This window comes from Corallococcus sicarius, assembly GCF_003611735.1.
Taxonomy (GTDB): Bacteria; Myxococcota; Myxococcia; order Myxococcales; family Myxococcaceae; genus Corallococcus; species Corallococcus sicarius.
In genome coordinates, this window is the sequence record NZ_RAWG01000071.1 from 1 (window position 1) to 18,334 (window position 18,334).

Genomic DNA, 18,334 nt, shown 5'->3' on the forward strand with positions numbered 1-18,334 from the left:
GGGCTGCACGGCCTCCCACGAGGGGCCCTGCGGCGCTTGCGTCCCGTATCTGGGACACGGGCAGCGTCGCTCGCGTGGAATAGGGGCAGGCAGGTTCACGTTGCCCACCCTTCTCCAAGCATGCCCCCAGCCCCCTCCGAGGTCTCGCCGCCCAGCGCCGAGGCCCGTCCCGTGGATTCCAGCGAGCGACTGGGGCTCCTCGACGCGCTGCGCGGTTTCGCCCTGTGCGGCGTGTTCATCTCCAATGTGATGGTGTGGTTCAGCGGAAGGGTGTTCCTGCCGCGAGAGCAGGTCCTCACGGCGATGAACAATGCGTCGCTCGCCGACACCGTCACCTGGCAGGCGTACTCGACACTGGTGGCCGGGAAGTTCATCACCCTCTTCTCGTTCCTCTTCGGCCTCGGCTTCGCGGTGCAGATGGGCCGCGCCGAGGCGCGAGGGGCCTCCATCACGCCGCTCCATGTCCGGCGGCTGGGGGTGATGCTGGTGATGGGCCTCGCCCACCTGTTCCTCATCTGGTACGGCGACGTCCTCAGCACGTACGCGGTGCTGGGATTCGGCCTGCTCCTGTTCCGGGGGCGCTTGGACCGAACGCTGCTCATCAGCCCCTGCTGTTGACCCTGGGGTGGTCCGTCGTCAGCGTGGTCATCTTCAAGTTCCCCCAGTCAGGGCAGCCGCCGCCGTTCCCACCGAATTCCATGTCCGCGCCATTCCAATACGAGAGTGAGGAGTACGCGGCGTGGGTCTCGGAGCGCCAGCCCCTGGTGAGGTAGAAGGCACCGGGGGAGCCGCTCTCCTTGCTTCTGCCTGCCGGATGCGCTCCCAGGGTTCTCCTCTTGCGTCACGCGTTCATGGCAGCAGGTCCGGCAACGCGGCGATGTCCCCCATCACCAGATTCGAGCGTGGCCCAGCGGATTCTCTGCATCATTTCCCTCCGGGTGGGCTCCTTGTGATTCGAGGCGGTCCGGCCAACCCTGAAGCACCAGCTCGAGAACGAGCCCAATCCCCTTTCGGTGACAAGGGGGCGCGTCGTCGGCCCGTGACGGTTGGGAAGGCTTCCGCCTTCGCGTGAGTCGGCGATCACGGCCGGACATGACAAGGAGCTTCCTGCGATGGCAGGGCTTCGTTCCAAGAGGGCAATCCATGACGTGTTCCTTCGCATCCACCTTCCCATCCATCTTGTTGCTGCTCGCCAGCGCGGCCTGCGGTCCCGGCCCGTACTACGACGGGGAGCCGTCGGGGGACTCCGCCTCCGCGGTCGAGGTGGCCACCCAGCGCCAGGCCCTCGGCAGTTGGAGCTCCGCCGCGCCGATGTGGACGGCCCGGTTCGACCACACCGCCACCGTCCTGCCGTCGGGCAAGGTGCTGGTGGCCGGCGGCGATCCGGGCTCGACCACCTACCTCTCCAGCGCGGCGCTCTATAACCCGGCCACCAACACCTGGTCCGCCACGGGGAGCATGACGCAGGCCCGCTCGGCCCACGTCGCCGTCCTGCTGGCATCGGGCAAGGTGCTCGTCATCGGCGGCACCTACACCACCACCACCGCGGAGCTGTACGACCCGACCACGGGGACGTGGACCGCCACCGGCAGCCTCGCCGCGTATCGCGAGGGCTTCACGGCGACCCTGCTGGCCTCGGGGCAGGTCCTCGTCACGGGCGGCCGTGGCAATGGGGGCGTCTACCTGACCAGCAGTGAGCTGTACGACCCGGCCACCGGCACCTGGTCCGCCACGGGCAGCCTCGCCGCGGGCCGCATGAACCACTCCGCCGTGCGGCTCGGCAACGGACAGGTGCTCGTCAGCGGCGGCCTCTACATGGTCTTCACCTCCCTGTACCGGCTCGACAGCGCGGAGCTGTACGACCCGGCCACCGGCACCTGGTCCACGGCAGGAAACCTCGCCACGGGGCGCAGCGAGCACCTGTCACTCCTGCTGCCTTCGGGTGACGCGCTGATCGTGGGAGGCGTGGCCGGCAACGGCCGGCTCCCCAGCCACTACTCGGTCTCCGCGGCCGAGTCGTTCAGCGCGGGCACCCTGTCGTCCGCGGGCACGATGAGCAGCCCGCGCCACGGCCACGCCGCCGCCGTACTGTCTTCAGGCGCCGTCCTGGTGGCGGGGGGCCTGAACAAGATTGGCAGCACCACTGTCACGCAATACCTGTCCAGCGCGAGCCTGTACGACCCGACCACCGGCACCTGGAGCGCCACGACCAGCATGCTGGCGGTGCGCAACCACTTCACGCTCAGCGCCCTGCCGTCGGGCAAGGTGCTGGCGGTGGGAGGCACCAACAGCTCCGGCCTGGGGCTCGCCTCCACGGAACTCTACACCCCGTGACCTGCGTGCCCGGGGCCCCCGCTCGCATGCGGGAGCCCCGAGGCACGGGTGTAGACTTCTTGATTCGGCTCCCCGGCTCCCGCCCTCTCCCACCACAGGGCTCCCGTCCCTCGCATACGCACATCGCCATTGCTGAGCAATGACTCCACGCAACCCGAGCGACGCGTTGACGCGGATAGGGATTCAAGCCTTCCACCCGTCACACATCGAGGAGCAACTCACCCCATGAAGAAATCCAAGACATTCTTGCGTGCCACGCTTGTAATGACCCTGGTCTGCGGCGGCTGCGGGCCGGCACCGGAGGGGACGGAAGGCGACACACTCTCCAGTACCTCAGGACGGGCCGTCACGTTCGAGGAGTTTCGCGGCACCGTCCACCAGGACTCGCGCGGCCGGTACATCTACGACGGGGATATGGTGGCGCATGACCTGACGGAGCTGAGGCAGGCCTGGGAGCGGATGTATCCACAGACCGGCGCCCTCACCGTCAACCAGTACAATGCGGCGCTGGACGCAATCTGGAGGAATGGCGAGCAGCTCAATCTCACCTATTGCGTCAGCAACGCTTTCGGAGGCAACAAGCAGGCCGTCGTCAACGCCATGAGCACCGCTGGCGCCGCCTGGGGTGCGAAGGCGCTCATCAACTTCGTCTATGTTCCCGCGCAGGACGCCAACTGCACCAGCGCGAACGGGAGCGTCTTCTTCAACGTCAGCCCCATTTCGGGAGGCTCGGCCCCTGCGACCGCGTTCTACCCCGGAACCCTGCGCCCGCAGCGCACGCTCGATCTCGATGCCTCCGTGTTCAACCTCCAGGGCTGGGCGACGCTGGCGGGCATCCTGACGCACGAGCTGGGTCATACGCTCGGCTTCCGTCACGAGTTCCTCCAGTCCGGCATGTGCTACGCCGGCACGGAGCCCGGGGGTTGGCGAGGCGTCACGCCGTATGACGCGGGCTCCATCATGAACTACCCCTATCCGGAGTGCGGCGGCTTCAACTCCACGGGCCCGTCCACCACCGACCACGAGGGGGCCACCCAGCTCTACGGCAGTCGCGTCTGGGTCAACGCGAGCGCTCCGACGGGGTGCGGCCAGATTCTCGGTGGCAAGGGCCTCGACCGGGGCCAAACCCTCTGGTCATGCGATGGCCGTTTCTATCTCAATCATTCGCCGTTCGGCATCCTTCAGCTCGCCAAGTACGCCCCGGGCCCTGGCGGAGCGACCGTCCAGACGCTCTGGACGTCTGGCACCTCGGGGCAGCCGGGCTACGGCACGTACATGCAGCCCGACGGCAACCTCGTCATCTACTCCGGTCTCGGGAGGGTCATCTGGCATTCCGGGACCTATGGGAACCCGGGCTCCGGACTGGCGCTCCAGAACGACGGCAACCTGGTCATCTATTCGCCGCAGGGACAGGTGCTGTGGACCAGCGGCACCTGGGGTCACTGACCTGACGGGCTGCCACGGGAGAATGCCCGCATCCGCGGCCCAGCTGCCATCAGTCCCGCGATGATGGCCCTGCGCATGGCGTGATGTCTCCTGGGTAGAAGCCACGCCAGATGTGCGTGGCCCCTTCCGCGGGCACCGCGTTTCGCCGAGTCATTCCGCCATGCTAGGAAGGCGGCCCCGAGGGAATGCATGCGTTCAGGTCAAGCGTTGGGAGCGGCTCTGTGCTGGCTCCTTCTCGTCATCATGCCATGGAAGGGATTCGCGGCTCCCGGACCCGCGGTGCAGCCCTATCTGGTCTCCGTGAGCAGGCTCCATGAGGCGCTGGCGTTCGAGCGTGCCCTCGAGCAGCTCGTCACGGCGCGGCGCATGTCGAGTGGCGTCGAGGATGACGTGGTGCTGTCACTCTGGGAAGGCATCATCATGGCGGAGATGAACTGGAAGGACGAGGCCGCCGCTGCCTTCAAGGCCGCCCTGTTCCTCCAGCCAGACGCACCGCTGCCGGTGCGGGTGTCGCCCGGGATATCCGAGCAGTTCGAGTCCCTGCGCAAGGATGTGAAGCATTCGCTGGCCCGGCGCGGCGATGCCACGGCCCAGGTGGCGGACACGCCGCACGAGAAACCGGCGCAGCCCTCCGCGACGGAAGTCCCGCCGGCCGCGCGGACAGAGCGCACGCCGCGCTTCAGGGTCCTGTTGCCAGCCATCATTGGAGGCACGCTCGCCGCCGCCGGTGGCGTGTCCTGGGTCCTGTCACGCGGGGAGCTGTCCAAGCTGCAGAACGCGGACCCTACCCTGGCGAACCTCAAGAGCGTGGATCGCAGCGTCTCGCGTGGCCGCACGCTGCAGACCACGGGCGTGGGCCTGATGAGCGCGGGCGTGCTCGGGCTGGGGTTGGCGGCGGGGATGTATCTGCTTGGCGCGCCCACGGAACGGGGCTCGGTGAGCCTGGGGACGGATGGGAGATCGGCCTTCGTGTCAGGGAGCTTGCCGTGAGCACGCCTTCATCCCGGGCCTTGCTGGCGGTGCTGGCGGTGCTGGTGGGCGCGGGCTGTGCCGACTTCGGCCTGGAGAAGCGCAGGCTCTGCGAGCGGGTTCCCGCGCGCTGTGAAAGTCCCGGCAATGGCGACGAGCCCCTGGATGAGGACGAAGGCTCGGACGATCCGGACGCGGGCACTTCGACGGACGCGGGCACTTCGACGGACGCGGGCACTTCGACGGACGCGGGCACTTCGACGGACGCGGGCACTTCGACGGACGCGGGCACTTCGACGGACGCGGGTGGCCCGCCGCGGGTGACAGACCGCCAGCCGCTGATGCCCATGGTCCAGCCCGGCGGGATGGTTTCCTTCCAGGTCACCGCGGAGACGCCTCCGGCGGGGAGCCTGAGCTTCGAGTGGTCCGCCACCCTGGGCACCCTGGGGACCCAGCAGGATGGTGAGGCCACGAGCAGCGTCTCCTGGAAGGCGCCAGACTGCCTTGCCAGTGGGACGCCGCCCTTCGTCTCCGCCACCCTCACCCACTCGCTGGGGCAGTCCAGCGCGGTCGAATTCCTCGTCGGTGGGCTGCCCGACTGTCCGGCGTGGCGGCCCTCGGGGACGCTGTCCGCCAGCCGTCGGGACTTCACCGCCACCATGCTGAACGACGGCAGGATCCTGGTGGTGGGAGGCCGGGCCCCGACCTCCGCCCTGGCCTCCGCGGACCTCCATGACCCGAGGACCAACACCGTCTCCCCCACCGGCGGCATGGCGGTGAAGCGCTGGGGCCACACCGCGACCCTGCTGGACAATGGTCAGGTGCTGGTCGCGGGCGGCAGGGACGCCGCCGGGAGCGTGGTGAATTCCGCGGAGCTCTACAACCCGGCCACGGGCACCTGGTCCCCGACGGGGAGCATGGCTGGGACACGGCATCTCCACACGGCCAGCCGGTTGAGATACGACGGGAAGGTCTATGTCGCCGGGGGCGCGGACTCCCTCACCTCGCTGAACACCACCGAGGTGTACAACCCGAGCACGGGAGCCTGGTCCGCCGCGGCCCCACTGCCCGAGCACCGCCACGGCCATACCGCGACGGTGCTGCCGGACTCGGGCAGGGTGCTGGTCGTGGGGGGAACCCGGACGTACTACAGCGGCCAGGGGGGGTTTATCTCGGTGCCCCTCGCCACCGCGGTGCTGCATGACCCGTACAAGGACACCTGGTCTCACACCGGCGCCATGGCCGAGGCCCGGGGTGCGGGCCACTCGGCCACCCTGCTGGGCTCTGGCAAGGTGCTGGTGCTCGCGGGGACCGGCCCCTCCACGCCCCTGGCCACGGGAGAGCTGTATGACCCGGGGACGGGGACCTGGGCCCCCATCCAGGCCATGGCGCCCCCAGGGCGCACCGGCCATGGCGCCAGCCTCCTTGGCACTGGCAAGGTGCTCGTCACCGGGGGGAGCTACGGCGGCCCGCTGCGGACCGCGGAGCTGTACGACCCGGAGCACGATACGTGGAGCTCCGCGTTGCCACTGGCCGAGTCCCGTACAGGCCATGCGGCCATCTCCCTGCCCCAGGGGGGCGCGTGCGTCCTGGGCGGCGGCGTGGCGAGCGTGGAGCGCTACGAGGAGGGCGCCGGCGTCTGGAAGCCCGTGGAAGGCATGCGCTCGGTACGCAAGCGCCATACGATGACCCTGCTGCCCTCCGGCCGGGTCCTGGTCGTCGGCGGTGTGGATGCCATGGGAGTCAGGCTCACCTCCGCGGAGGTGTTCGACCCGCTCTCCGGACACTGGACCCGCGTGGGCTCCATGACCACGCCGCGTGAGGGCCATACGGCCACGCTGCTGCCCTCGGGCCGGGTGCTCGTGACGGGGGGCACGTCGCAGAATGCCCCGGCGGAGCTGTATGACCCGGACTCGTGGCTGTGGACGGCCACCGGCGTCATGAACCAGAACCGGAGCGGCCACACGGCCACGCTGCTGCCCTCGGGCCGGGTCCTCGTCACGGGAGGCCTCGCCTCCACGGAGCTGTACGACCCGGACGCGGGGACCTGGGTCCAGACGGCGGGCATGACCGATGGGCGTGTCGCGCATACGGCCACCCTGCTGCCCTCGGACAGGGTGTTGGTCACCGGGGGGGGCCAGCCCAGGAGTGCCTCCCTGACGACGGCGGAGGTCTTCGACGCGCAGCATGGGACCTGGAACGTGGCGGCGCCCATGAACGCGTATCGGAGCGGCCACACGGCCACGCTGCTGCCCTCGGGCCGGGTCCTCGTCGTAGGTGGCTTCTACCTCCGGTCAGACTCGTCCAGGCCCAGCCTGGATTCCCACTCGACCTCCCTGGTTGACGCCTACGACCCGGAGAGCGGCCAGTGGGCCGCCGTGGCCAGCATGACCGCTGGAGGCTTCATGCTCTCGGGACGCCATGACCATGCCACCGTGCTCCTCCCGGATGGCAGGGTGCTGGTGACGGGGGGAACCACCAAGACGAGCGGCAATCCCGACAGCTTCCGCACCAATGCCACCTCGGAGCTCTACAACCCGGCCCTGGACACCTGGACTCCCACGAGCAGGACCGCGGGGGTACGAGCGGGCGGGCACCGGGCACTGCTCCTTCCCACGGGCAGGGTGCTGGTGACCGGAGGCACCAACGACACAGGCGCGGAGCTCTACATCCCCTGATGCGCCCCGGCGCGACCCGGGCCCCGGGACGCGCTCAGGCGAAGGGGGGCCTCCCGGCCCATGGAGATGAAGGGCGCCCAGTAATAGGGATGCGGGAGGGTCCTCCTCAGCTCACGCATCGCCTCCCTCAGCGCCGCCGTCCTGCCCTGCCCCGCCAGGAGCTGGCGGTAGTAGGCCTCCATCAGCGTGCTCGTCGTCCGGTCGTCCACCTTCCACAGGCTCATCACCACCGTCTCCGCTCCCGCCACGAGGAAGGCCCGGCGCAGCCCGTACACGCCCTGGCCCAGCTTCACGTCGCCCCGCCCCGTATCGCACGCGGAGAGCACCACCAGCTGGGTGCCCCACAGGTCCAGGCCCGCGAGCTCCAGCGCCGTCACCAGCGCGTTGTCGGGCGCGCCGGCCATGGCGCTGTCACCCGAGGGCACCGGGGCGCTCGCCCCCGCCAGCACGAGGCCCGAGCGCAGCAGCGGATCCGCGGGGCTGGAGGCCAGGGCGTCCTCGCCCAGCGAGCCGAAGCTCGCCACCGCGCGGGAGTCCGGGAGCGGGGGCGCGTCCTCCAGGAAGAAGCCATGGGTGGCCAGGTGCAGGATGCCGGGGGTGGGCACCTCCAGCAGCCGCTGCCGGGTGGCCTCGGCGCCCAGGATCAGCTGGGCCTGGGGCAGCAGCCGCTGGATGGCCTTTGCCTCCTGGCGGGTTCCGGGCAGTGGCGTTGGGGCCCACGCTCGTGCCTTCAGGCTCGCGCGGAGCGTCTGGAAGAAGCGCTCGCCGGGAAGCGAGCGCGTCGCCACCACGGGAGCCTCTCCCAGGGAGGCAGGGAGTGCCGGGATGGAGGCGGTGTTGAAGTCCGGGTCGGCGAGGACGACCACGGAGTCAGGGGGCGCGCCCTCCTGGGGGCGGGGCAGCAGGCTTCTCCCAGCGGGGACATAGGTGAGGTCGAAGCCGTCCACCAGGGACTGGTGGCCGTCGTGCAAGACGGCGAAGGGCACCAGGTTGAGCTGGCCATCCGGCGAGAGAAAAAGGCGGCGGGTCTTTCCCAGCAGCGGCAGCAGGGGTTGGAAGGCGAGCTGGTAGAGGGCCTGGGCGGACGCCAGGAAGGTGGCGTCCCGGTTGGCGAGCGCGTCTCGCAGGCGAGAGGCGGCCGAGTCGATGGGCCCGGCGGCGCCCAGGTCCCTGAAGTGGAGGGTGGCGTCAGGCAGGAACACCAGCGCCAGGTAGCGCAGCTGGGATGGGGGCGCGTCGGGCCCCGGCACCAGCGGCCGGTCCACGTAGGTGATGAACTCGACGAGGGCCGCGTCCCCGGGAAGGGCGTGGGCAACACGGTCCACGATCTCCGCGGCGGAGGGCAGTGTCACCAACGAGCGCAGCCGCGAGGAGCGCCGGGCCAGGTCACCTTCGAGCGCGGCGCCCTGTTCGGAGAGGTCCTCGAGACGCCCCTGGTAGGTCGTCGGTGGAAGCGAGCCGGGGCCCTGGAGTGACAGCTGGGCCAGCCGGGTGCGCAGCCCCCTCAACCGCTCGAAGGTGTCCCGGTCCTGCGCGCCCAGGCTCCGGTAGACGGTGCGGGAGATGTCAGCGGTCTCCTCGACGGAGCGGCCCTTGCGCAGGAGCGCGGCGGCCAGGGCCAGGCGTCTGACGCGGCCATCATCCGGGTGGGCGCGCAGCAGCGCATAGAGCCGCTCCTCATCGGTGCGCAGCAGTTGGAGGAAGCTGGCCAGGCGCGCCTCGGACAAGCCGAGGGCCTCCTGGCGCAGGTGCTGCTCGGACAGGGCGAAGGCGCGGGTGAACAGCGGCAGGGCTTCGTCGAGCCGGTGCTGGGCCACATGGGCCACGGCGAGGTGGTTGAGCGTCGCGGCGACGTCGGGATGGGTCTTGCCGAGCGTGGCTTCCTGGATGGCCAGCGCGCGCTCGAAGAGGGGCCGGGCCGGGCCGTACAACCCCTGGGCCGAGTAGACAGCGGCGAGGTCGTGGAGCGACTCGGCAACGCGGTGATGACGCTTGTCCAGCGAGGCCTCCCGGATCGCCAGCGCACGCGCGTGGAGCGGCCCGGCGCGCGCGTAGAGCCCCTGGGCCACGTAGAGGCTGCCGAGGTCGTGGAGCGACTCGGCGACGATGGGATGACGCTCGCCGAGGCTCGCCTCCCGGATCTTCAGCGCGCGAGCGTAGAGCGGCTCGGCGCGCGCATAGAGCCCCTGGGCCGCGTAGAGGTTGCCGAGGATGCTGAGCGAGATGGCGACGTAGGGATGGTCCTTGCCGGAGGCGGCTTCATCCATGGCCAGCGCCCGCTTGAAGAGGGGCTCGGCACGCGCGTACAGCCCCTGGGCGAGGTAGAGCTGGCCCAGGGAGAAGAGCGCGTTGGTGACGTCGGGATGGTTCTTTCCGAGGGTCGTTTCCCAGATGGCCAGCGCCCGCTCGTTGAGCGGCACGGCCCGGCCGTACAATCCCTGGGCGTCGTAGTTGGCGGCGAGGCTGAAGAGCGCCTGGGCCACGAGGGGATGGCTCTTGCCGAGAGCCGCTTCCCGGATCGCCAGCGCGCGCGCATGGAGCAGTTCGGCGCGCGCGTACAACCCCTTGCTCTCGTAGAGGTTGGCGAGGTTGATGAGCGAGCTGGCGACATCCACCGGGTTCTTGCCGGGGGCCAGCTTCTGAATGGCCGGTGCCGGCTCGTGAAGCTGCCGCCTCGGGTCTGGTGGCTCCTCTCCCACCGCCGCGCCCGCAACGCAGCACAGCATCACCACCAGCATCCACCCACGCTGCTCCTGCATCTTGCTCCCTCGAGCGGCGCCCCGCTCCCGGTCAGATGCAACGACAGCGCACCCAGCATCACGAGCCAGCGATCCGGAAAATGATGCAGCGGCGCGAAGTGCCCCATCCTGAGTTCCTTCCGGGAGCGGATCCGTGAAGGCGGAGGGAGCCGAACCCGTCGCTGGAGGCTTCCGGCCTACCTGATTTGGAGTGGGACCAGAGCGTATGGCGGGCAGCTGAGTCCCAGTGGGCCGAAGTCGCCCTCGCCCCAGGCCCAGACGCTGCCGTCCGCCTTGAGCGCCAGGGAGTGGGCGCGGCCCGCGGCCAGGGCGGCCACGCCTGTCAGGCCCTGCACCTGCACCGGCGTCAGCCCTTGGGTTCTCGTCCCATCCCCCAGTTGGCCGTAAGTATTATCGCCCCAGGCCCAGACGCTGCCGTCCGCCTTGAACGCCAGGGAGTGGGAGAAGCCCGCGGCCAGGGCGGCCACGCCCGTCAGGCCCTGCACCAGCACCGGCGTCAGCCTATCGGCGGTCGTCCCATCCCCCAGCTGGCCGCTACCATTGTCGCCCCAAGCCCAGACACGACCGTCCGCCTTGAGCGCCAGGGAGTGGAAGCGGCCCGCGGCCAGGGCGGCCACGCCCGTCAGGCCCTGCACCTGCACCGGCCTCAGCCTTGGGTCGTTCGTCCCATCTCCCAGCTGGCCGTAAACGTTGTGGCCCCAGGCCCAGACGCTGCCGTCCGCCTTGAGCGCCAGGGAGTGGTAGCGGCCCGCGGCCAGGGCGGCCACGCTCGTCAAGCCCGGCACCTGCACCGGCGTCAGCCTTTGGGCGCTCGTCCCATCCCCCAGCTGGCCGATACCATTGTCGCCCCAGGCCCAGACGGTGCCGTCCGCCTTGAGGGCCAGGGAGTGGGAGAGGCCCGCAGCCAGGGCGGCCACGCCCGTCAGGCCCGGCACCTGCACCGGCGTCAGCCTTTGGATTCTCGTCCCATCCCCCAGCTGGCCGTCGGTATTATCGCCCCAGGCCCAGACGGTGCCGTCCGCCTTGAGCGCCAGGGAGTGGGAATAGCTTGCGGCCAGGGCGGCCACGCCCGTCAAGCCCGGCACCTGCACTGGCGTCAGCCTTTGGGTTCTCGTCCCATCCCCCAGCTGGCCGGAGTCGCTGTAGCCCCAGGCCCAGACGCGACCGTCCTCCTTGAGCGCCAGGGAGTAGGAATAGCCCGCGGCCAGGTGGTTGGAGCCGGTGAGTTGGGAGGGTTCTGGAACGTTGATGTATCGGAAGAGTTGTCCCCACCTCCACGTCGTGCCATCCGCCTTGAGCGCCAGGGAGAGGGAGGCGCCCGCGGCCAGGGAGGCCACGCCCGTCAGGCCCTGCACCTGCACCGGCGTCAGCCTTTGGGTTCTCGTCCCATTCCCCAGCTGGCCGTAAGTATTATCGCCCCAGGCCCAGACGCGACTGTTCGCCTTGAGCGCCAGGGAGTGGGAGCGGCCTGCGGCCAGGGCGGCCACGCCCGTCAAGCCCGGCACCTGCACCGGCGTCAGCCTATCGGCGGTCGTCCCATCCCCCAGCTGGCCGTCAGTATTATCGCCCCAAGCCCAGACGGTGCCGTCCGCCTTGAGCGCCAGGGAGTGGGATTGACCTGTGGCCAGGGCGGCCACGCCCGTCAGGCCCGGCACCTGCACCGGCGTCAGCCTATCGGCGGTCGTCCCATCTCCCAGCTGGCCGAAAGCATTGAAACCCCAGGCCCAGACGCTGCCGTCTGCCTTGAGCGCCAGGGAGTGGGAGGAGCCCGCGGCCAGGACGGTCACACCCGTCAGGCCCTGCACCTGCACCGGCGTCAGCCTATCGGCGGTCGTCCCATCCCCCAACTGGCCGAAAGTATTATCGCCCCAAGCCCAGACGGTGCCGTCCGCCTTGAGGGCCAGGGAGTGGGATTGACCTGTGGCCAGGGCGGCCACGCCCGTCAGGCCCTGCACCTGCACCGGCGTCAGCCGATGAGCGGTCGTCCCATCCCCCAGCTGGCCGATAGCATTGAAACCCCAGGCCCAGACGGTGCCGTCCGCCTTGAGCGCCAGGGAGTGGGAATCGCTTGCGGCCAGGGCGGCCACGCCCGTCAGGCCCGGCACCTGCACCGGCGTCAGCCGATGAGCGGTCGTCCCATTCCCCAGCTGGCCGAAAGTATTATCGCCCCAGGCCCAGACGCGACCGTCCTTCATGAGCTCCAAACCAAAACCATCGCCCGCGACGACGCGAAGGACGGCACTCCCCGCGTCCGCCTCGCCCTGCGCCCCTGCGTCGGTAGGAGTACCTGAGTCCACTCCACCCGCGTCAGGCGTGCCCGAATCCGCAGCGATTCCTGCGTCCTCCTCGCCCGTCACGCCGGCGTCGTCCGCCGCCTGCGTCGGCGGTTCGCCACAACGAGCGGGGTTGCGCAGGCAGAAGGCCGCCTGATCCCGCTCGAAGTCAATGCAGCCAGCCAGGGACGCCAGCAGCCCCACCACCAGCACCAGTCCATTGCAGCGCGCTTTCACGGCCACCCTCCCTGCACGAAGACAGACGTGCCGTCCGTGCTCACGCCCATGCCCAACGTCTTCGCCTGCGACGGCCGCCCCAGCAGGTACACTCCCGCGGAGACGCCCAGGCCCACCACGCCCGCACCCGCAAGGCCCACGCCCACCCACTGGTACCGCTTCCCTCGCGAGGCGCTGCGCTTGACGTCGTCCAGTGTCGCCAGGCCCGCGTCATTGCCCCGCAGCTTCGACTGCTCTGCCCGGGCCAGCAGGTAACACACCCCTCCTCCCACCAGCAGCCCGCCGCCAATGGTGGCTGGGAGCCACGCGCCTGTACGCGGCCCCTGGCCGCTGGAGGTCTGCGCGACAAAGGCCTCCGGCGCCAGCGCCGGGGCGTGCGGTGCGTCCGGCACGGACGTGGGCGGAGCCTCCGGGGGTGGCACTTGCACCGGAGCGTCCGCTTGACCGCGCGCCGCGGCCTCCACCTGCTGCTTCACCTGCCGCCGCACGGCCTCGAACCGCTCCTCCACCTTCGGTGAGGCAAGCACGGGCAGCTTCGCCTCGGGACGCACGAAGAGCGCCGCCTTGAAGGCCGCGTCCGACTCCTCCACCCGGCCGAGGTCCGCCAGGATGGCGCCCTCGTAGAGAGAAAGCAGGACGTCCTCCTCTTTCCCTGAGGAGAGGCGCCTGGCGCGTGAGAGTTGCTCCAGGGCGCGCTCATACTCCAGGTTCTCGTAGAGGCGGCGCACGGAGAGCAGGTAGGGCTGCACCCTGCCCTGCTCCTGGGCGGTGGCCTGCAGCGAAGGCAGCACCGTCAGGCCCAGCAGCAACGCGCCCCGCAGCCGGCGGCTGCACGTAGAAGCCCACCGCCGCGCGTGGCGCCCCTGAAGGAAGCCTGTTGAGTCCATGGAAGTCCCTCGTGTCCCGGCGGCCCGTATTCGCAAGAGCCCTCCCTGCCAGGTGCAAGACCAGACATGCCAGGAAACGGGGCGCGACTATAAAGAACCGGAGGGATGTTGCACCTGAGTCACGCTTGCCCTATCGCTCCCAGAGGCGAGGTGTTCTTGGACCGGTGGCCGAAAAGTTGTGCGCCGGGCGTCCTACCACCGGTCCGAACAGCAGAATTCTCCGTGTCGGACCTGGCGCGCATCACCGACCAGCTCGTACCCGCGTGACGAAGCCCCCCCCTTCGTCGAGCGGTCCTCGCGGTGCCCGGAGCTACCTGGCGCAGTTGAACAGGTTGTTGCTGACGTGGATGCCGCTCATCGCGTACCCGCCGGCCCCGCACACGTGCATGGGATAGGAGTCCTTCGTGCCAGGGTCCCCATCCACATACTCGGAGACGACGCCCGTCCCTGGATACTGGCATGCCAGGTAGTCGTTGCTGACGTGCAGGCCGACCATGACGCTGCCATAGGGACAGGCATGCATCCCGTTGCGCCTGCCCCCCGCATCGAGGAAGCGGGAGCCACTCGTGGAGGAGAGCTGGGCACACTTGAAGACATCATTGCTGAGGTGCGCGCCAATCATGGCATAGCCGGTAGGACAGCAGTGCATGGTGCTCCCACCGACGGTACACCGCGACCCCGCGTCGTAGACCACCCGTCCCGTAAAGGAGAGCGAGGACTTCGCCACCTCGACGTCGAACTCCGCCTCCTCTTCTGGCGCGGCGCCACATCCGGCGCTCACCGTGATGACAGTCAAGACCCAAGCTGCTGAAGACAACGCCTTGAAGACTCGTCTCATCGGTTCATTCTCCATTCACATGACCAGAGGTTCACCTGGGGAGCGATGTGCCTCCCCAAGTCGGTGCCCGCCCATACGTCAGGCCAAGCTTTTTCTTATTATTCCCGATTTTACTCAAAATCAAGAATATGTTCACTCAGGGTAAACACCCACCAGGGACGGTGAAGCGAATCCTCCCCGTGCTCCGCGTTGAGCCCCAAGCCCCACGGTGACCTGAAGACGTGCCAGAGGGGGAAGGCTTTCACTGAGGGCTCCGTGACGGGTACGGCCGCGTCATCTTTGACGCGACGTGCTGACGCCCGATGTCAGACCGCATTTGTAGAAGGTCATCCGGACGATGGCTGATAAATCAGTTTTCCTGAAACACATGTCTTCAGGATTCAATCCAGACTTCTGACGGAACCGTCCTGCTCCGCGCGGAGCGGCTCTCCTTCGCCTTCGCCGAGGGGAAGCCCGTGCTCCGCGGGGTGTTCCTGCCGCGAGAGCAGGTCCTCACGGCGATGAACAATGCGTCGCTCGCCGACACCGTCACCTGGCAGGCGTACTCGACACTGGTGGCCGGGAAGTTCATCCCCCTCTTCTCGTTCCTCTTTGGCCTCGGCTTCGCGGTGCAGATGGGCCGCGCCGAGGCGCGAGGGGCCTCCATCACGCCGCTCCATGTCCGGCGGCTGGGGGTGATGCTGGTGATGGGGCTCGCCCACCTGTTCCTCATCTGGTACGGCGACGTCCTCAGCACGTACGCGGTGCTGGGATTCGGCCTGCTCCTGTTCCGGGGGCGCTTGGACCGAACGCTGCTCATCAGCCCCTGCTGTTGACCCTGGGGTGGTCCGTCGTCAGCGTGGTCATCCTCAAGCTTGGGCCTGCCGAGCTGGACTTCAAGGTCGCCAGCAACGGCTGCGCCAGGATGAGCGCTCCGCCACTCATCTCCCGAGTTCGGTCGCGAGCAGGTCGAACACCAGTCGGATTCGCTTGCTGGTGTTCAGCTCGCGGTGGGTCGTCAGCCAGATGGGAAGGGACAGCGGGGCGAGGCTGGGGAGGGCCCGCCGGACCAGCGGCTCGGCGTCTCCCACGCGCTCGGGAGCGACGCCCACGCCGATGCCCTGCTTGACCATCTCCCAGAGCACGAGGTGGTTCCCCGTCAGCACCGGGAAGCTCCGTCGCGTCAGGCTCAAGCCCAGCCCGTTCAGCCCGTTGAGCATGGCGTCCATCCCGCCAATCCCAATGAAGTCGGCGCGGCTCAGTGCCTTCGGCGTACGTGGGTTGCCGATGCGCGCAAGGTAGCGGGTCGCCGCATACAGCCGCATCGGGTCGTCCCTGACCTTGGTGGCGATGAGGTCAGGCTGGGTGGGCCGGAAGTTCCGGATCGCGATATCCGCCTCCCGCCGGCGCAGATCGACCGCGGTGTTGGTTGCGATGAGCTCGATGTCGATGCCCGGCGCCTCGCGCCGAAGCTTCTCCACGAGGGGCGGCAGCAGGAAGGCCGAGTAGATCTCGTTGGCTGTGATGCGGACCATCCCGGTGACGCTCTGCGACTGTCCGCCGGCCGCAAGCGAGATACGCCCCGCGGCGTCGCCCATGGCTCGAACGTGGTCGAGCAGCCCGCGCCCGCTCGGCGTCAGCGTGAGGCCCCGCCCCACGCGCTCGAACAGCACCACGCCCAGCTCCTCCTCGAGCGCGCTCACCTGACGCCCGAGTGTCGGCTGCGCCATGCCGAGCGCACGCGCCGCCGCCGTGAGCGAGCCCTCTTCCGCGGTGACCAGAAAGGCCCGCGCCCGATTCCAATCGAAATTGACCGCCCGCCAGTCCATGCATTTTCGCATATCAGGAGAAGGAACTCAGTCAATTCCGTCGGTGGTCGCGGAGGGCTATTGGTTCGCACGTGATGAGGCGTCGCCGTCGTCACGCGCGTTGCCCATCGTTCCGACACCGACAGGAAAAGAGCCCCCATGACCTCCACCACCAAGGCCGAGCGGCTCGTGACCGCTGCGCTGGTCACGCTCTCGCTCGTGCCCCTCCTGGCCGGCGCCGCCCGTCTGGCAGAGCTGGCGGGCGGCGCCGAGCCCACGCCGAGCAACGCGCGGTTCTTCGCATCGCCCCTACCGGTGGTGCTGCACGTCCTCAGCGCCAGCGTGTATTGCGTCCTGGGCGCCTTCCAGTTCGCCCCGGACTTTCGCCGCCGGCGGCCCGGCTGGCACCGCGTCGCCGGGCGGCTCCTGGTCGCGTGCGGCCTCGTGGCTGGGCTCTCGGGCTTGTGGATGACGCTGTTCTATCCCCGCGCCGAAGGCGACGGTGAGCTCCTCGACGGCCTGCGGCTCCTGTTCGGCTCGGCGATGGTCCTGTCCCTCGTCCTGGGACTGGCCGCGATCCTGCGGCGGGACGTCGGCGGCCACCGGGCCTGGATGATTCGAGGCTACGCCATCGGTCTGGGCGCGGGCACGCAGGTGCTGGTCTCCGTGCCCTGGTTCCTCATCGTCGGCACGCCGGGCGAGCTCGCCAGAGCGCTGCTGTTGGGCGCTGGCTGGGTCATCAACCTCGCCGTGGCCGAGCGGGTCATTCGTCGACAAACCGCCTCTCCCGCTCGCGCTGCCGAGCTGCGCGAGGGGCTGCTCGAGGTACGCGCCAGCGTCGGGAACGCCTCACGCCCGACACAGGGATAGGCGTGTACCTGCTCCCGCGAGCGGGGGCGGAGCCGGGGCTGGAGGAGGAGGGTCCAGCCTTTGCCGCGATGGTGGAGGAGCCGAAGAGTGACCTGGAAGCCCACGCCCCTGCGGCCTGCCGCCGGGCTGGGCCACTGGGGCCGGCAGGTGCCCCGAGGGGCGGCACAGCCTCTGCTCCGGCCCGGCGCACCGCCCGCGTGTCACCCTCCAGCGGCCCTTCTTGGCCCCTCTTCACCCGCCCGCCGCCCTCAACAGGGCTCATCTCCGTTACTTCACGCAAGAGGACCGGGCGGCAGGACGCGCGCGTCATGCCCTGACATGCCTGTCAGGGATTGCGGGAGGCTTCTCCGGGAGATGCCGTCTGTCGGCCCGTGGGCACGGGTGTTGCTCCGGGGCGCCGGGCCCACTGCTCCCGGAGGTCGCGCGTGCGTCGCTGGCTCTTGCTGCTACTCCCCATCCTTGCTGGCTGTGAGTCCGGGCTGGAGGCGGCCGGGGTGCTGGATGCCACGGCGACACGGCTCGAGGACGACCGCGTCTCCGTCGAAGTCACGCTGGCCTGCGGCCTGGTCTACGGCTTCGCGCGGTCGGAAGGCTGTGACGCGGATGGCGAGCGCGTCTGCGTCTCCGCGACGTGGTACGCGGCCGACGACACGGCCTTCGCCCGGCCGCTGCTCCGGGCGGAGTCGTGCCAGGAGGTTCCCGACATCATCGGCACCCAGGTGACGGTCACCACGCCGGACGCCGTGGACCGGGACCCCGGGCTGCGCATCCTCGTCAGCGCGGATCCCCGCGTGATGAACGTCGTCCTCCCCAACCCCTGAGGCCGCCATGCATCCAACCTTCATCATCGTGGCCCTCGCGGGCCTGCTGACAGCCTGCGGGCCGCGTTGGGACACCCTGGGTGTTCGCGCCGCCTCCGCCACCCGTGACGCGGACGACCACGTCACCGTGACGGCCGTCCTGACCTGCGTGCCCGCGAACGGCTCGGAGCCCGACGGCTGTGACAAGGATGGGGAGTCTTTGTGCATCGAGCTCGTCGGGTACCCGACCCCGGACGTCCGGGTGGATGGGCGGCACTTCTACGGGGGAGGCTGGCGCACCTCCGAGTGTGTGAAACCCCAGCACTGGGAGGGGACGACCGTGGTGTTGCGCTCACCGGAGCCCGTGCCGCGCGACGTGCCCTGGACCCTGGAGCTGGGACGGACCCTCATCGGTGGAGAGGGCCCGCGCGTCTTCTTCGCGAGCCCCTGACGTGC

General features: G+C 69.5%; 14 protein-coding genes. 9 read left to right on the plus strand and 5 right to left on the minus strand.

The genetic code is table 11. The features are described from left to right. Positions 1–171 precede the first annotated feature (171 nt). The 5 genes from D7X12_RS13875 to D7X12_RS13895 all read left to right on the plus strand — a co-directional run bounded on the left by D7X12_RS13875 (position 172) and on the right by D7X12_RS13895 (position 7,427). The gene (locus tag D7X12_RS13875) at positions 172–618 is read left to right on the plus strand and encodes a DUF418 domain-containing protein (RefSeq protein ID WP_341868219.1); all 447 of its coding nucleotides are present in this window, start codon (positions 172–174) and stop codon (positions 616–618) included. A 525-nt stretch (positions 619–1,143) separates the two neighbouring features. Next, complete coding sequence (locus D7X12_RS13880) at positions 1,144–2,334, plus strand: Kelch repeat-containing protein (RefSeq protein ID WP_158620049.1); 1,191 nt, start codon at positions 1,144–1,146, stop codon at positions 2,332–2,334. Positions 2,335–2,559: 225 nt separating this feature from the next. Beyond that, entirely contained in the window at positions 2,560–3,780 is a 1,221-nt protein-coding gene (locus D7X12_RS13885) for a M57 family metalloprotease (protein WP_120625758.1), read from the plus strand. A gap of 300 nt (positions 3,781–4,080) precedes the next feature. After that, entirely contained in the window at positions 4,081–4,770 is a 690-nt protein-coding gene (locus tag D7X12_RS13890; RefSeq protein WP_147443643.1) for a hypothetical protein, read from the plus strand. Continuing rightward, entirely contained in the window at positions 4,767–7,427 is a 2,661-nt protein-coding gene (locus D7X12_RS13895; RefSeq protein WP_147443644.1) for a kelch repeat-containing protein, read from the plus strand. Before D7X12_RS13890 ends, D7X12_RS13895 begins: the two co-directional genes overlap by 4 nt. Here the strand turns inward: D7X12_RS13895 and D7X12_RS13900 are convergent. The 4 genes from D7X12_RS13900 to D7X12_RS13915 all read right to left on the minus strand — a co-directional run bounded on the left by D7X12_RS13900 (position 7,415) and on the right by D7X12_RS13915 (position 14,379). After that, complete coding sequence (locus D7X12_RS13900) at positions 7,415–10,186, minus strand: CHAT domain-containing tetratricopeptide repeat protein (RefSeq protein WP_120625761.1); 2,772 nt, start codon at positions 10,184–10,186, stop codon at positions 7,415–7,417. The genes D7X12_RS13895 and D7X12_RS13900 overlap by 13 nt on opposite strands. A gap of 176 nt (positions 10,187–10,362) precedes the next feature. Then, on the minus strand, positions 10,363–12,696 hold the full coding sequence (locus D7X12_RS13905) for an RCC1 domain-containing protein (protein WP_244224539.1): 2,334 nt from the start codon (positions 12,694–12,696) through the stop codon (positions 10,363–10,365). Then, positions 12,693–13,583, minus strand: coding sequence for a tetratricopeptide repeat protein (locus tag D7X12_RS13910; protein WP_147443645.1), 891 nt, complete (start codon positions 13,581–13,583; stop codon positions 12,693–12,695). The genes D7X12_RS13905 and D7X12_RS13910 overlap by 4 nt, the downstream gene beginning before the upstream one ends. A gap of 310 nt (positions 13,584–13,893) precedes the next feature. After that, positions 13,894–14,379: a hypothetical protein gene (locus D7X12_RS13915; RefSeq protein WP_147443646.1), complete on the minus strand. Its 486-nt coding sequence runs from the start codon at positions 14,377–14,379 to the stop codon at positions 13,894–13,896. 497 nt (positions 14,380–14,876) lie between these two features. Here D7X12_RS13915 and D7X12_RS13920 point away from each other — a divergent pair, with 497 nt between their 5' ends. Further along, positions 14,877–15,236 (plus strand): DUF418 domain-containing protein, encoded by a 360-nt coding sequence (locus D7X12_RS13920; RefSeq protein ID WP_208719005.1) that lies wholly within the window; start codon positions 14,877–14,879, stop codon positions 15,234–15,236. A gap of 105 nt (positions 15,237–15,341) precedes the next feature. Here the strand turns inward: D7X12_RS13920 and D7X12_RS13925 are convergent, their stop codons facing one another. Further along, positions 15,342–16,229 (minus strand): LysR family transcriptional regulator, encoded by an 888-nt coding sequence (locus D7X12_RS13925; protein ID WP_120625765.1) that lies wholly within the window; start codon positions 16,227–16,229, stop codon positions 15,342–15,344. Positions 16,230–16,367: 138 nt separating this feature from the next. Here D7X12_RS13925 and D7X12_RS13930 point away from each other — a divergent pair, with 138 nt between their 5' ends. The 3 genes from D7X12_RS13930 (at position 16,368) to D7X12_RS13940 (ending at position 18,329) form a co-directional block, all read left to right on the plus strand. Continuing rightward, positions 16,368–17,078, plus strand: coding sequence for a DUF2306 domain-containing protein (locus D7X12_RS13930; RefSeq protein ID WP_120625766.1), 711 nt, complete (start codon positions 16,368–16,370; stop codon positions 17,076–17,078). Between the two features lie 425 nt (positions 17,079–17,503). Continuing rightward, a complete protein-coding gene (locus tag D7X12_RS13935) occupies positions 17,504–17,899 on the plus strand; it encodes a hypothetical protein (RefSeq protein ID WP_147443647.1) in 396 nt (131 codons plus the stop codon). A 7-nt stretch (positions 17,900–17,906) separates the two neighbouring features. Further along, complete coding sequence (locus tag D7X12_RS13940; RefSeq protein ID WP_120625768.1) at positions 17,907–18,329, plus strand: hypothetical protein; 423 nt, start codon at positions 17,907–17,909, stop codon at positions 18,327–18,329. Positions 18,330–18,334: the final 5 nt, after the last annotated feature.

Coding starts and splice junctions, on each gene's coding strand:
- D7X12_RS13880 (WP_158620049.1), top strand. CDS start 1,144: ATGACGTGTTCCTTCGCATCCACCTTCCCATCCATCTTGTTGCTGCTC.
- D7X12_RS13885 (WP_120625758.1), top strand. CDS start 2,560: ATGAAGAAATCCAAGACATTCTTGCGTGCCACGCTTGTAATGACCCTG.
- D7X12_RS13900 (WP_120625761.1), bottom strand. CDS start 10,186: ATGCAGGAGCAGCGTGGGTGGATGCTGGTGGTGATGCTGTGCTGCGTT.
- D7X12_RS13910 (WP_147443645.1), bottom strand. CDS start 13,583: ATGGACTCAACAGGCTTCCTTCAGGGGCGCCACGCGCGGCGGTGGGCT.
- D7X12_RS13925 (WP_120625765.1), bottom strand. CDS start 16,229: ATGGACTGGCGGGCGGTCAATTTCGATTGGAATCGGGCGCGGGCCTTT.
- D7X12_RS13930 (WP_120625766.1), top strand. CDS start 16,368: ATGACCTCCACCACCAAGGCCGAGCGGCTCGTGACCGCTGCGCTGGTC.
- D7X12_RS13940 (WP_120625768.1), top strand. CDS start 17,907: ATGCATCCAACCTTCATCATCGTGGCCCTCGCGGGCCTGCTGACAGCC.